Origin of the sequence: Corynebacterium sp. MSK195, from assembly GCF_030228885.1 — a bacterium.
Classification (GTDB): domain Bacteria; phylum Actinomycetota; class Actinomycetes; order Mycobacteriales; family Mycobacteriaceae; genus Corynebacterium.
The window spans coordinates 1-13725 of record NZ_JASPGT010000013.1 but is presented as its reverse complement, the minus strand read 5'-3'; the positions used below and the strand labels follow the sequence as shown (position 1 = coordinate 13725).

Annotated in this window: 12 protein-coding genes and 1 tRNA gene; 3 read left to right on the top strand and 10 right to left on the bottom strand. The window is 58.2% G+C overall.

Annotated elements, in window-relative coordinates; all coding sequences use genetic code 11:
* The first annotated feature begins 253 nt into the window (after positions 1–253).
* Positions 254–1690 (top strand): phytoene desaturase family protein, encoded by a 1437-nt coding sequence (locus tag QP909_RS10460; protein WP_284767194.1) that lies wholly within the window; start codon positions 254–256, stop codon positions 1688–1690.
* On the opposite strand, the gene QP909_RS10455 is transcribed toward QP909_RS10460, so the two are convergent.
* The 9 genes from QP909_RS10455 to QP909_RS10415 form a co-directional block, all read right to left on the bottom strand.
* Complete coding sequence (locus QP909_RS10455; RefSeq protein WP_284767193.1) at positions 1659–2225, bottom strand: hypothetical protein; 567 nt, start codon at positions 2223–2225, stop codon at positions 1659–1661. The genes QP909_RS10460 and QP909_RS10455 overlap by 32 nt on opposite strands.
* Positions 2226–2299: 74 nt before the next feature.
* A complete protein-coding gene (crgA, locus tag QP909_RS10450; protein ID WP_005326260.1) occupies positions 2300–2569 on the bottom strand; it encodes a cell division protein CrgA in 270 nt (89 codons plus the stop codon).
* Between the two features lie 64 nt (positions 2570–2633).
* Positions 2634–4592 carry a Stk1 family PASTA domain-containing Ser/Thr kinase gene (gene pknB, locus QP909_RS10445; protein WP_284767192.1) on the bottom strand — a complete coding sequence of 653 codons (1959 nt, stop codon included), beginning with the start codon at positions 4590–4592 and terminating at the stop codon, positions 2634–2636.
* A gap of 3 nt (positions 4593–4595) precedes the next feature.
* Positions 4596–6041: a serine/threonine-protein kinase gene (locus QP909_RS10440; protein ID WP_049378412.1), complete on the bottom strand. Its 1446-nt coding sequence runs from the start codon at positions 6039–6041 to the stop codon at positions 4596–4598.
* A complete protein-coding gene (locus QP909_RS10435) occupies positions 6041–7471 on the bottom strand; it encodes a penicillin-binding transpeptidase domain-containing protein (protein WP_049378411.1) in 1431 nt (476 codons plus the stop codon). The genes QP909_RS10440 and QP909_RS10435 overlap by 1 nt, the downstream gene beginning before the upstream one ends.
* Positions 7468–8820: an FtsW/RodA/SpoVE family cell cycle protein gene (locus QP909_RS10430; RefSeq protein ID WP_049378410.1), complete on the bottom strand. Its 1353-nt coding sequence runs from the start codon at positions 8818–8820 to the stop codon at positions 7468–7470. Before QP909_RS10430 ends, QP909_RS10435 begins: the two co-directional genes overlap by 4 nt.
* A gap of 3 nt (positions 8821–8823) precedes the next feature.
* On the bottom strand, positions 8824–10188 hold the full coding sequence (locus QP909_RS10425; RefSeq protein WP_049378409.1) for a PP2C family protein-serine/threonine phosphatase: 1365 nt from the start codon (positions 10186–10188) through the stop codon (positions 8824–8826).
* Positions 10185–10637: an FHA domain-containing protein FhaB/FipA gene (locus QP909_RS10420; RefSeq protein ID WP_005329668.1), complete on the bottom strand. Its 453-nt coding sequence runs from the start codon at positions 10635–10637 to the stop codon at positions 10185–10187. The genes QP909_RS10425 and QP909_RS10420 overlap by 4 nt, the downstream gene beginning before the upstream one ends.
* A 25-nt stretch (positions 10638–10662) precedes the next feature.
* On the bottom strand, positions 10663–11496 hold the full coding sequence (locus tag QP909_RS10415) for an FHA domain-containing protein (protein ID WP_200288457.1): 834 nt from the start codon (positions 11494–11496) through the stop codon (positions 10663–10665).
* Positions 11497–11695: 199 nt separating this feature from the next.
* Here QP909_RS10415 and QP909_RS10410 point away from each other — a divergent pair.
* A tRNA-Leu gene (locus tag QP909_RS10410) sits at positions 11696–11783 on the top strand.
* A 524-nt stretch (positions 11784–12307) separates the two neighbouring features.
* On the opposite strand, the gene QP909_RS10405 is transcribed toward QP909_RS10410, so the two are convergent.
* Complete coding sequence (locus QP909_RS10405; protein WP_023020229.1) at positions 12308–12673, bottom strand: VOC family protein; 366 nt, start codon at positions 12671–12673, stop codon at positions 12308–12310.
* A 142-nt stretch (positions 12674–12815) separates the two neighbouring features.
* Here QP909_RS10405 and QP909_RS10400 point away from each other — a divergent pair, with 142 nt between their 5' ends.
* A complete protein-coding gene (locus tag QP909_RS10400; RefSeq protein ID WP_502868659.1) occupies positions 12816–13652 on the top strand; it encodes a helix-turn-helix transcriptional regulator in 837 nt (278 codons plus the stop codon).
* The last annotated feature ends 73 nt before the right edge of the window (positions 13653–13725 follow it).

Sequence of the window (13725 nt, the reverse complement as noted above, 5' to 3'; positions counted from 1 at the left end):
CCACATTGTGGATAACTACATTTTTGTAATTTACCGAACGCTTTTCCGGAGTTTTCCCTGATCACGCTGGTCTGGCCGGTGCGAAAGTGCGAAAATCAGCTTGTGGAAGCCCGTGAAAACAGTTATCCACAGGGTGTTAATGATTGTGTGAAATTCACATTTCACAGGTTTTCTCCACAGCCTGTGGATAACTTTCTACCCATTGTGTTAACAAGACTGATAAATTTGGGTACTGACCTGCATAAGGAGCATTGTGGATTATCAACCTCGCGCTGTGATCGTCGGCGCAGGCCCGAATGGGCTCACGGCCGCGGCGCGCTTGGCCATGGCCGGGTGGAGTGTGGATATCTACGAGCGCGCCGGCCGGGCCGGTGGTGCAGCGGCATCCTCCGCGGAGATTTTCCCGGGCACGATTGTGGATCTCGGCGCGGCCGGGCACCCCTTTGGCATAGCGAGCCCGGCCTTTCGCGCCCTGAACTTGGAAGCTCACGGTTTGCGGTGGCGCAATGCTCCTTATCCCATGGCCCATCCGCTCGAAGGCGCGCCGGCCGGGATCCTGCACGGTTCCTTGGCGGACACGGCGGCGGAGTTGGGGACCGATGCCCAGGCATGGAGGCGGCTGCATGGGCACATTGTTCGCCACATCGATGAGCATGTGGATAATGCGCTTACCCCGCTGGTGCGCTGGCCCAATCGCCCCGTGCGCTTGGCACAATTTGGCGCGGCCGGAGTCTTGCCCGCCAGCAGCTTGGCGAGCGCGGCCTTCCGCACGCCCCAGGCTCGCGCCCTCTTTGCGGGCAGCGCGGTACACGCGATCACCTCGCCGACCACGCCTTTTACCTCGGCGTTCGGCCTGCTTTTTGGCGGGCTAGGGATGACCCGTGGCTGGCCCGTGGTGGAGGGCGGCACCGGCGCTCTTATCGACGCCCTCCTTAACCTCCTCCGCTCCCACCATGCCCGCCTCCACACCGGATGCGAAGTCACCGACCTGCGGGAGCTGCCTCCGGCCGATGCGATCATTGTGAACCTCACCCCGCGCCAGATTCTGAGCCTGGGTGGGGTGGAACTGCGGGACGGCACCCGACGCAGCCTCGAGCGCTGGCGCTACGGCAGCGCCGTCTTCAAAGTGGACTTTCACCTCAGCGAACCCGTGCCATGGACCGATCCGCGCGTGGGTCGGGCCGGCACCGTGCATGTGGGAGGCACCATGGAGGAAATCTGTGGGGCTGAGGGGGACGTCGGCAAGCGGCGCATGCCTAAGCACCCCTTGGTATTGGCCTGCCAGCAATTCGTGGCAGACCCATCCCGAGGGCACACCCTGTGGACGTATGCGCATGTCCCGCGCGGCTATGTGGAGCGCTATCCGGGCGAGGTCAGCGAGCTGATTGCCGCTCAGATCGAGCGCTTTGCCCCCGGATTTCGCGATACCATCCTGGCCACCCGTGCTACGAGCCCGGCCGATCTGGAGCGATGGAATCCTAATTTGGTGGGTGGCGATATTGCTGGCGGTGCCATGACCGGGCTGCAAACCCTCCTGCGACCACGCCTGTCGGCCCATCCGCACCGCCTGGCTCCGGGAGTTTTTATGGCCTCTAGCTCCGCTGCTCCCGGCGCTGGCGTGCACGGTATGCCGGGGTGGTGGGCCGCCGAAGAAGCGCTTAGCGCGTGGAACGGCGGCGCTGCCAAATAAAGAAGCCCGCGCCGATGAGCCAGAGAGTCGCGGCGGCGAAGTACCCAGGGATGGTCGTGGTGCGGGGCAGGTAGGAACTGCCTGGGACGAGTCCGGCAACCACGGGCTCGAGGAGGAAGCCGAGGACGGCGAGGTAGTCGAACCAGCGGAACCGTGCCGAGGCCGCACCGGCCAGCCCCAGTACCGGTCCAGAAATCAGTGCCAGGAAGAACCACTGGGCGTTGTACTCGAATGCCTCGTGCCAGTTATACACGCCGAAGACCACGAGCAAGGTGTAGTGCACCGCCAGCATCATCACGATGATTCCCGTACCGGCCAGGAGTGCCTTGAGCCACCGGCCCGGAAATTCCTTACCCATGAGGTAGCTAAAGATTCCCCACACCATGCCCGAGCCCAAGACGTCGCCTAGGTAGTTGCGCACGGAAAGGCGGAGGGGAGCGGCGCCGGTGAGTAGGGTGGCGTCGGCAAACGCGATGTGCACGGCCGCGTAGGCCACCGAAATGATGAGGCCAGCGGCAAGAATATGGCGAGACATGTGGCTCCTAGATATGAAAAACCCTCGCCACCTACAAAAAGTAGGGAGCGAGGGAATAGGCTGTGGCGTTTAGCTTAGCGCCAACCCATGGTCATTAGCAGGCCGATGATGGCCAGGCCGAAGCCGATGCCGTAATTCCATGCGCCGAGGTCCGCCATGAACGGGATGTCCTGGCCAGCGAGGTAATTGACCACAAGCCACAGCAGGCCGATGACCATCAGGCCCAGCATGATAGCGACGTACCACTTCGGGGTGCCCTCAGAATTGATCTTGACGGGCGTGCGGTTGGTAGCAGAGCTCGAGGTAGGGACGGAGGAGCTCTGGGAAATCTTTGACTTCGGCATAAGATACCTTTTCTAGATTTAAAGTCTTATCTAAGTTCGTACTGAGGCCTTAGGATACCAGCAGTTATGGCTGCGGCAGAAGTGCAGCGGGGTCGAAACTCCACAGGCGGATATCAATATTTTGATCCTTGCGCATGGTATCGCCCGGGTTCACAGACGCCCAGCCAATCTTATTGGCATCCACCAAGGCACCGGTAGGAGCCGGCTCGCCCACGACGAACTGGCCGGTCCAGCCAGCCTCCCGCAGCGCGGCCTCGGCCTGGCCTTGATTCTTGCGTACCAGGTCAGGGGCTTTAAAGAGCATGCCATTGGATACCTCAACGGTAACCGGCTTGCCCTTTTCCAGCTCCGCGCCCTGGTTGGAGACCCTGAGCACCGTGCCCTTCGGCTCCAAGGAATCCACCTCGCGCACGTCTACATCAAAGTCATTCGACTCCAGGCGGCTTTGGGCATCCTCGACATCCATGCCAGCGACATCGGGCACGCGCTTCTTTTCGACGCCCTTAGAAACCGTCACCCGCACCTTCGAACCCTTGGATAGCTGCGTGCCGCCGGCCGGGTCCTGCTTGATGATCTGGCCGGCCGGGGACTCATCGTTTTCTTCCGAGACATCGGAGTTGAGCGCCAAGCCTGCCCCTTCGAGTGCCTGGGCGGCCTCATCCAAGGTCATGCCGGTGATATCCGGGACGTCCGTAATCTCCTTGCCGGAGGAAACGGTCAGGGTCACCGAGGCATTCTTCTGCAGCTCGGAGCCTGGGGCCGGATTAATGCGGATGGCATTATTGCGTGGAATATCCGGGTTGGCCTCTTCATTGACGGTGACCTGCAGACCCATGTCTTCTAGTTCCTTAACCACCTCGTTGCGCGGGCGGTTTTCCACCTCGGGCACGGTGATTTTGTCTTCGCGGGCCGATTGGGTCTGGCGTGGCTTATCCTCAGATTCCTTTTCGGAGGAGAAGAAATCCCAGGCAAAGTAGCCTACGATGGCCACCAAGAGGGCGGCCAGGAATGCCGCCAGCCACTTCATCCAGCCACCACCTTGATTATCATCGTCCTCGGTGGGGCGGGTGGACTGGATTGGCGCGCGGTGCGCGGCCGCAGCTGGTGCGGCGGCGCCGACCATTTCGGTAGGCTGCTCGTCTTCTTCCTCGTTGACGTGCATGCGCGCCGCCGCGGTGATCTGCCCATTGCGCAGGCGTTCCAAATCGCCGGCCATCTCCCAAGCGGACTGATAACGATCCGCCGGGTGCTTGGCCATAGCGGTAAGGACCACCGCATCTATATTGACGCGTTGGGTAGGGGTCAGTGAGGGATCCGCGATGAGCTCCGACGGCGGCGTCGGCTCTTCCTGCACATGTTGGTACGCAACCGCAAAGGGGGTTTCGCCCTCAAAAGGAGTATGGCCAGTAAGCGCCTCATAGAGCACGCAGCCCAGCGCATAGACATCGGAGCGGGCATCCGCGTTCTTACCGCGGGCCTGCTCCGGGGAAAGGTACTGGGCGGTGCCGATAACGGCGGAAGTTTGCGTCATCGCCGAGGTGGAATCATCCAAGGCGCGGGCGATGCCGAAGTCCATCACCTTCACCTGGCCGGTGTTGGTGAGCATAATATTTGCCGGCTTGATATCGCGGTGGATAATCCCGGCCTCGTGCGAGGCTTGCAGTGCATCTGCTACCGGTTTGAGGATATCCGCCGCTTCCTGGGCGGACAGAGCTCCGTCCTCGCGAATGATATCGCGCAGGGTGCGGCCATTGACCCGCTCCATGACGATATATGGGATGGTCATGCCATCCAGCTCGGTTTCACCGGTGTCATAAACCGCAACGATATTGGGGTGATTCAGCTTGCCCGAGTTCTGGGCCTCGCGGTAAAAACGCTCGCGGAAGTTGACGTCGCGCGCCATTTCCGGTCGGAGCATCTTCACCGCCACTTGGCGGCCTAGGACGGTGTCTTCGGCAGCATAGACCTCAGACATGCCACCGGCGCCGATGATCTCGCCTCTCCGATAGCGGTCATTGACCATCGCTTAGTCACCCTCCTGTGTAAGTAGATCGGCCAAGTCTCCGGGGAGCTCATTAGCCTGCGAGTTTACTGGAGTATCCAGCTCAGGTGTAGTTTCAACGTGCGTATCCTGCGGATTCTGTTGCGTTGGTACGGCCGGGGGCTGTTCCTGGCGAGTAGGCGAGTGGCGCGTGGGTGCCTCGCGGTGAGTCGTGCGCGGGGCTTCTTCCAGATTGGATTCCTGCGGCTCCGTCTCTGTCACCGTCACCGGTTCTGGGGCCTCTTCCGTATCTTCGTCCGGGGTGTCCTGCGGGGTGGTGGTGGGATCGCGGTACTCCGTAACTACCGAGGTCTCCGGGGTGCTAGAGGGCTCGCTGTCGCCCTCGTTATCGCTCAAGTTGTGGTAGGCAGCGTAACCACCACCGGCCACGGCTGCGAGGAGCAGGGTGATACCCAGGCCCTTCAGGAAGGAGGATCCGCCCTTGGACTCCTTGTGCGCAGCAGTGCCCGCAGCCGGATGGATCGTGGTGGGCTGGGCAACGTTGCCCAACATCTCCGTCGATGCGGACGGAGAGGGCTCGGGTGCGCGTTGCGTTAGCGGGGCGGACTTAGGCTGCGGCGGGCGCTTGCCCAAGCGAACTGCGGAGATGGCCAGGGTGAACTCATTGCCATCGGCGTAGCGGGTGGCCGGATCCTTGCGCAACGCAATGCGGATGAGCTCGCGAGCCGGGGCGCTGATATTCGTCGATAGTGGCTCCGGCTCCTGGTTGATGTGGGCCAGGGCGATGGACACGGAGGAATCTCCGGTAAAAGGGCGCTTGCCGGCGAGCATTTCATAGCCGACGACGCCGAGCGAATAGACGTCGGAAGCCGGCGTGACGTCCTTGCCCTGTGCCTGCTCGGGCGATACATATTGCGCGGTACCCACCACCATGCCGGTGCGGGTCAGCGGCACGGCCGCAGCCGCCTTGGCAATGCCAAAGTCCGTGATCTTGACCTGGCCATTTTGCGTAATGAGGAGGTTGCCGGGCTTAATATCGCGGTGGACCAGCTCCATGCGGTGAATGATGGAGAGGCCATGCGCCGCCTGCTCGAGGACGTCGAGAGCGAGCTCTTCTTGCAGCGTATTTTCGCGCGCCAAAAGGTCTGCGAGGGATTCACCGCGCACATACTCCAAGGCCATGAAGCAGAACTTGCGGCCGTTATCCTCTAGCTCGCGGTAGTCATAAGTGGCCACCACGTTCTCGGACTGAATGGATTCGGCCGATTTTGCCTCGTTGCGAAAGCGCGAGAGGAACTCCTGGTTATCGGAAAATTCCGGGCGCAGAACCTTGAGCGCTACCTCACGATCATTGCGGGTATCATCGGCCAACCACACGGTGGACATTCCGCCGTGACCGATGATCCACTGCAGCTCGTAATCGCTGCCAATCAGTGCCTGGAGATGTTCCTTATTCTCGGCGCTATTCATTACTGCTCCCCCTGGTATGCGCGCAGGATAGCGCGGCCAATTGGGCCGGAAACCTTGCCGCCCGTCGCGGACTCACCCAAGTTACCACCATTTTTCACCACGACGCCTACCGCGATATCGCGTTCCGGATCGAAGGCAACGTACCACACATGCGGGGCCAGCCCCTCGCCGTGCTCGGCGGTGCCGGTCTTGGAGGCAAAGCCGTTACCGTCATAGCCCCAGGACGAACGCTCGGAGGCATACATCAAGTCAGTAAGCGTCGCCGCAGTTTCCTCATTAACCGCCTGGTCCGCCTTCTTCGGCTTGGTGGTGCGGACGTCCTTCATCTGGGCGTCGGTAATGCGATTGACCAGGTAGGGCTGCATGCGGGTGCCCTTATTGGCGACGGTGCCCGCCATGACGGCTGCCTGCAGCGCGGTCATGGTGACGTCGCGCTGGCCAATGACGGACTGCGCCGTGGCCGACCCATCCGGCAAATCACCCAAGGTGCCGGCGGAGGTAGACACGCCGAGGTCGTAATTCTCGCCCACGCCAAAGGCCTTGGCGTACTTGCGCAGCTCATCAGCGCCGAGCTGCTCCGACATTTCTACAAAGGCGGTATTGCACGACAGCGCAAAGGCGGTCTGCAGGGTCACCGCATCCTGACCATTGCACTTTTGGTTGTCGTAGTTAGTCAGCTCCGTCACCGTATCCGGCAAGGTAATGACATTGGAACCGGTCAGGGTGGAGGAAGGATCAAAGCCATTGTTAAGGCCCGCCGCGGTGGTGATGATCTTGAAAATGGAGCCAGGAGGCAAGGTCTCTGCACCGGCGTGGTTGACCAGCGGCTGCCCCTCCTGCTCCTGCAGGTTGGCCCAGGTCTCCTCGGCAGAATCACCCATTAGATCATTGGGGTTGTAGCCGGGGTTGGAGGCCATAGCTAGAATCTTGCCGGTGGAGGGCTGAATGGCAACCGCCGAGCCCTCGTAACCTGAGCCCACAAGCTGATCGTAAGCCGCCTGCTGGAGTGCAGGATCGATGGTGACCTCTACATTTGCACCCTGCTTCGGCTTATCGGCTAGAGCATCGAGCCAGTTTTGCTTCATTAAAGAATCATCAGTGCCATTGAGGATGTCATTTTGGGAGGACTCTAGTTCCGAGGCCCCAAATTGGCTCGACAAGTAGCCGGTCAGGTGGCCAAAGGCCGGTGAATCAATGGGGTAGGAGCGCGAGTAGGTCTCGTCTGGGTTCTGCGTCGACTGTGCCAATACGGTATTACCCGCAAAGATTTGGCCGCGCGGGGTGGTCTGCATTTCCATGAAGCCGCGCATATTCCGCGGATTATGGGCATATTTATCTTCAGAAAAAGCCTGAATCACCGTCAAGTTGACCAGCAAGATGGCCGTCAAAATGATGGCGAACAGTGACACTAGGCGGATGGATCGATTCATCGGTGAGCCTCCTGGACCGACGGGAACATGGAGGTATCGCTCGGAGCATTGCCCGAGGTCTCCTGCATGGGGCGACGAGCCGCGTTAGAGATCCGCAGCAGAATCGCCAACAACACGTAGTTAGCCATGAGAGAGGAACCACCGGCAGACATGAATGGCGTGGTCAAACCGGTCATCGGCAGCAGGGCAGAAATACCGCCGGTGACCACAAAGACCTGAACTGCCAAGGTAAGAGAAAGACCGGAAGCCACCAGCTTGCCGTAAGTATCGCGGGTGCGCAGCGCAGTGCCAAAGCCGCGGGTGGCCAGCATACCGAAAAGCACCAGTACGGCGGTTAGGCCAATGAGGCCGAATTCCTCACCGATTGCGGCAAGGATGAAGTCCGAGTGGGCCACCGGAACCAGCTCTGGATGCCCCTCGCCCAAGCCGCTGCCAGAGATGCCGCCCGAAGACATGCCGAATAGCGACTGGGAAAGCTGGAAGCCCGTGCCATCATAATTGCCCAGCGGGTCTAGGAAGTTAGAAAAGCGTTGCTGGATCTTCGCGGAGATCTGATAAATACCAAAACCACCAACGCCAACGAGGATGACGCCGATAAGCAGCCAGCTCACTCGGCCGGTGGCCATGAATAGCATGCCAAGGACGGTGCTAAACAGCAGCAGTGCCGGGCCGAAGTCATTGGAAATGCCCATGATGACGATCGCGATGGCCCACACGATCAGGATGGGGGCGAGGTCACGAAGGCGCGGCAGGGAGATTCCCAGTACGCGGTATCCCGCCACGGTAAACAGGGAGCGCTTCTGCGTCAGCAGCATGGCAAAGAACAAGATCAGCAAGATCTTGGAGAACTCGCCGGGCTGGATGGAAAAGGGACCCAAGTTTATCCAGATGCGTGCCTCCACGTCCGCAGGCTGCGGCCATACCAGCGGCAGGGCTAGCAGGATGAGGCCAGCAGCACCCAAAATATAGGAGTAGCGCGTCAGCGACCTGTGATCCTTCAAAATAGCTAAGACCAGCACAAAGAGTACAAGTCCGACGATGGTCCACATGACCTGACGCACCGCGAGCCCGCTTTCATTGACCAGATCCAGGCGGGCCAACATGATGAGCCCCATGCCGTTGAGGATCGCCACAATCGGCAGCATGATTTGATCGGCATGCGGCGCTAAGAAACACATCACCAAGTGGGCAACGGTGAAGACGCCGATGAATCCGCCGATGAGATAAACCAGGTCCATCGTCAGCGCATTGTCTTGGGATAGCTCCAGGCTGACCAGAGTAATAGCGAAGACAATGGCGGATAGGATGAGCAGGCCGAGTTCGGTGCCTCGGCTAAAAAACTTTTTCACAACCTACACCTCCCGGCAGGTAACGCCAGGCTTGTTTTTCTTGGCATCCTTTTTATCTTTTTGGCTCGGTGCAGTGATACATGGCTTGAGCGCCTTATCGCCCAAATCATTGATCTGTTGCTGCACCTCACCTAGATCACCAGTGGAGAGATGGTCGACGGCGCTGCGTTCAGATTCCGGCAGGTCCGTGACCTTCAGCGGCGTGAAGTCGCCCTCGCACGGCTGGCTGGAAAAGAGCAGCGAGTTGCTGTCATTAATGCACACGTTTTGGTGCGTGGAGTGTAGTTCCTTGCCAAAGACGGAGTAGTCAGCACCCTGTTGGATAGTGATTTCCTGCGCCTCGTTGGTGGACACGTAGTAGTTATTGGACAAGAAGTTCTTCGCCCACAGACCGAAACCGATGACCAGCGCGAGGACGATGAGCAAAGCAAGGAGAACCTTCCAGCCGATCTTTCGGCCAGAAGTTTCGTCCTCCGCTTCGTCATCAGCTGGCTCGGGGCGCTCCTCCTCACCATCGGCCATGACGGCCGGTGGAATTACTTGCGGCTTGCGGGAGAGCTGTGCCGCCCGGGAAGCAGAAGAATCCGGATGGGTTGGTTCTTCCGTAGGACCCGCGAGGGCGCCTACGCGGAATGGTTCGTGCTCCTGGGGGCTTTCCTCGGTTACTTCACCGATAACCACGGTGACATTATCCGGACCTCCGGAGCGGATGGCCAGGTCCACTAGGTTGGAGCCGGCCTGCTCAATGCTGCCCTGCCCCAGTGCGGTTTCAATAGTGGAGGCTGTTACCGGATCCGAAAGCCCATCGGAGCACAACAGGATACGGTCGCCGGGCTTGGCGTCGAGGGTAAATAGCGTTGCCTCGACCGGGCGGCCCGTATAGGCCTTTAGAATGAGGGACTTTTGCGGGTGCGACGAGACATCGCCTGGGTCCAGTTCGCCCTTATCCACCAAGGATTGCACGTAGGTATCATCCTTGGTGATCTGCTCGAGCTTGCCGTCGCGCAGCAGGTAGCCGCGGGAATCACCCACGTGGCAGACGCCGAAATCCGTGCCGTTAAAGAGCATGGTGGACAGCGTGGTGCCCATGCCTTCGGTCTCTGGATGGGCTTTGACGTGGTCACTGATGGCCTCATTGGCCTGCTCGGCGGCCGCTTCTAGCAGGGCCTTGGTGTCTTCCTGACCCGGATCTTGGTCCAAGATTTCTAGGTGGTTGACCATCAGCTCGGAGGCAACCTCGCCTGCCGCGTGGCCACCCATGCCATCGGCCAAGATCAAAAGGTGAGGACCGGCGTAGCCTGAGTCCTCGTTGTTGTCGCGAATGAGGCCGCGATCGGACTTAGCAAAGAAGTTCAGCTTCAGTGTCATGCGTTCAACCTCACGGTGGTGCGGCCCAGCTTAATTTCGGAGTCCGCGCCGACTACCTCGGGTTGGTCGATGCGCACCCCATTGACAAAGGTGCCATTGCGAGATTCCAAATCCTCCACAACCCATTCGCTGCCGCGGCGGAAAAGCCGGGCATGGTGGCCAGAAGAATAATCGTCGCCCGTGACAAAATCGCAGTCAGAGGCTCGGCCCAGCGTGCAATCCTCTAGTGTGCCCAATTCCATGTGGGAGCCTTGCAACGGCCCCTCAACGATGGACAGCTGCTTAATCGCTTCCCGACGCCGCGGTGCCCCCACCTTCTTCGACTGTTGGCGGATAGCACCGGCGGACTTATTGGTATCGCGGCGCATGGCGTTCAAGGCCACCAGGATAAAAATCCAGAGCAGAGCCAACAAGCCGATGCGAAGCGCCAGCATGATGACTGCATCCATGGCGACCTCCCTTCCTTAACTGAACTTAGTAGCTGTGCGAATCAAGGCCCGTGATGCGGACCTCGATGTGGGAATGGCCCATGGTGATCACGTCGCCATCGGCAAGCAGCCAATTATCAATCGGCGTTTCATTCACGGTGGTGCCGTTGGTGGACTGCAAATCCACCAGAACCGCATCCTGGCCGTTCCAGGTGATTTCCGCGTGCTGACGGGATACGCCCGTATCCGGAAGCCGCAGGTCGGCGTCGTTGCTGCGGCCGATAATATTGGAGCCTTCTTGCACGTGATAGACGCGCGAGGAGCCATCCTGCAGCATCAGGTTGACTGCGGGGCCCTGCGGCTGCGGAGCGGGTTGACTATCTGGAGCAATGAAAGCGGTAGTTACCGCGTCATCAGCCGTATTCTCGTGCTGCTCGGTCATCTGGTCCTCCTGACCATCAAAGTCGTGGAAAATAGCCTCAAATCCGGTCTCTTCCGTGGGCTCGTGATCAATAAACGAGGACACGCGAAGCTGACCCGTGCGCAAACCAGATTCCTCCGCCACACGCACAATCACGGGGCCCGCGAGGGACCATCCGCTATTGCGAATGAAGCGCGACAACTGGTCTGCACAATCGGCCGGCACATTGCGATCCTGCGACAAGTTCTCCAAATCCTTGGAGGAGACACCCACAGTCATTACGTTCGGACTATAAAGATTGTCATCGTCGCCGCGCGCGAGATTGTCCTGAGCTTCTTGCTTTAAAAGCTCATCAATTTCCGCGGGAACGACCTTGCCGCCGAAGACAAGGGCCATGCCGTTATCAAGGCCGCGTTGCATGGCGGAGTCCAGCTTCGCCAGCTTTTCTAAAAACGCCACGAGCCATTCTCCTTTCCACCATGCAGCGATCAGTAGCGATCAGTATAGTTTGTTCACTACCTCGAAACGTAGATGGCGACGCGAAAGTTCCCAGAAATTTCCCTTCTCTTTGCCCGAAATAGTTTATTTTTCCTGCAGATTTGTAGTTCTGAGCAGCATTCGTGGTATCTTTATCAAGTCGCTAAGACATCCACACCCTGCCCGGGTGGCGGAATTGGCAGACGCGCTGGCTTCAGGTGCCAGTGTTCGATAAGGACGTGCGGGTTCAAGTCCCGCCCCGGGCACCATGAGCAGTTGTACAAACTGCGACACCGGAGGTAACAAACTCGAAAGGGTTCGTGACCTCCGGTTTCTTTGTATTTCTGAACTTTAGCGGTCGAGGATTGCAAGTGTGGGGATTTACATCCTAACTCCCGCTCTCGGCTGTTAAACTCTTGTTTTCGATGGTGTCAACAAGTCATCTTGCTTGTTATCTTGATCTGACGCCCTGGCATTGGGTCTTAGGCATACTGTGTAGGCAGTCGGTTCGAAGTCGGACGACTTTGCTGGGCTTGGATGGCAAGGTTGAGCGGCTAATTATTTTATCGGGTGATTTAGTAGTTCGTTTGGGGGGCTGGGGCTTTACGTTTGCGGTATCTCAGCTGGGGCCCATAAGCCAGTCAGTTTTTAGGGATTTGTTGTACGGGAAAGCCGGTGTACTTAATTCTTTCCCGGCTTTAGCTCCCACTTTGGGGCACTTGGAATCCTCCAACTGAGATGTTTTCCTTGGGGTGTTGGAGGATTTCCTAGCTGTTGAATCCCGATTTAAGAATTAATCGACTGGGCTGACGCGGATAAGGTTTCCATCAGGGTCGGCAACTACGAAGGTGCGGCCGAAGACGTCATCGTAGGGTGGCTGCACAATTTGGACTCCTTTTGATTTCCATAGACGGTATGTCTCATCAATGCGGGTTGCCGGTCCATCCAACATCAAACCTATTTCGCTTGTTCGCGGTGCTTGTTTCTCCATGTGGGTGTTATGGCCGGTCCATACAGCAAACAGGACATCCTGTGAAATTTCGAATGCTACATATCGAGGACTGATGAACGATGGCTGCATGTCGAATAAATCGCTGTAGAAGGCAGTCGAGGTCTCGACATCAGAGACATAAGTCAGGAAAAGATTGGGGGTTGGCATTGCCATTCTCCTCTCGGTGAGTGGTGTTGTTTACGTGGCCAAAGCGCATTGGACCAAACAAACCTGACAAGGAGTGTCATATTCCGAAAAATATTGTGGTTCCAGTGATAATTGCGGCATGAGATCGGCGCGACTGTTGTCTATGCTCTTGTTGTTGCAAACACGAGGCCGTGTTACGTCTGCGGAGTTGGCTTCACATTTTGAAGTTTCGCAGCGCACAATACTGCGTGACGTTGATGCGCTCTCGGCCGCGGGGATACCTGTTTATACGGAGCAAGGTATGCATGGTGGGATTGTGCTTGATAGGCGTTCTCGGTTGAATGCTTCTCGATTGGATCCGATTGAGATTCAGCTGTTGAGGATTCTTGGTGTTGGGGCGGATTCACTCGCGCACTTGGGGTTTGGCCAGGACATCGCCTTGTTGCAGGAGAAGTTGAACGCAGTCTCATTCTCTAGAGCATCCGATACTCATAATTTGGAAGAGAAGGTTCTATTTGATTCCAGTGGCTGGTTTAGCAATGAAACCCAAAGCGACTTAGAAGGTCTGCTGGAGGCTGTACGGAATGAAGCTCGAATTGAGGTGTTGTATCGCCGAAGTGGGGACAAGAAGCTGCAACGTGCTGTGGCTGATCCTTATGGGCTTGTGCACAAGGGTAGACGTTGGTACTTGGTCGTCGATGTCGATGGGGAACCAAGGATGTTGGCAGTCTCGCGCTTGGAAACCTTTCGCGTTTTAGGTCAAGCTGCTCAGCTTCGTCAAGGGCAAAGTTTGGCAAGGGTGTGGGCGCAGCTCGTTGCAAAATTGGAAGAAGACATGCCTGTTCGTATCACCGCACTTCTTCGAGCGAATAGGCTTGATATGGCATCTCGCATTTTGGGATCACGGCTTATCCACCATGAACCCGTGGACGAAGACTTTGTCCGTATCGTGGTGGGATATGCGGATATTCAGGGGGTAAGGCAATTGCTTCGAGGGTGATGCTCCTATGTTGTGTCAAGCTGATTTGAGAAGTTCTTCATAAGCCAACCTCAACTCCGGCAAAGGGCGCTTG

What these genes read in the sequence shown, in the direction of transcription:
- QP909_RS10435 (WP_049378411.1), bottom strand. Translation starts at nt 7,471, where the DNA reads ATGAATCGATCCATCCGCCTAGTGTCACTGTTCGCCATCATTTTGACG.
- QP909_RS10405 (WP_023020229.1), bottom strand. Translation starts at nt 12,673, where the DNA reads ATGCCAACCCCCAATCTTTTCCTGACTTATGTCTCTGATGTCGAGACC.
- QP909_RS10420 (WP_005329668.1), bottom strand. Translation starts at nt 10,637, where the DNA reads ATGGATGCAGTCATCATGCTGGCGCTTCGCATCGGCTTGTTGGCTCTG.
- crgA (WP_005326260.1), bottom strand. Translation starts at nt 2,569, where the DNA reads ATGCCGAAGTCAAAGATTTCCCAGAGCTCCTCCGTCCCTACCTCGAGC.
- QP909_RS10455 (WP_284767193.1), bottom strand. Translation starts at nt 2,225, where the DNA reads ATGTCTCGCCATATTCTTGCCGCTGGCCTCATCATTTCGGTGGCCTAC.
- QP909_RS10400 (WP_502868659.1), top strand. Translation starts at nt 12,816, where the DNA reads ATGCTCTTGTTGTTGCAAACACGAGGCCGTGTTACGTCTGCGGAGTTG.
- QP909_RS10440 (WP_049378412.1), bottom strand. Translation starts at nt 6,041, where the DNA reads ATGAATAGCGCCGAGAATAAGGAACATCTCCAGGCACTGATTGGCAGC.
- pknB (WP_284767192.1), bottom strand. Translation starts at nt 4,592, where the DNA reads ATGGTCAATGACCGCTATCGGAGAGGCGAGATCATCGGCGCCGGTGGC.
- QP909_RS10425 (WP_049378409.1), bottom strand. Translation starts at nt 10,188, where the DNA reads ATGACACTGAAGCTGAACTTCTTTGCTAAGTCCGATCGCGGCCTCATT.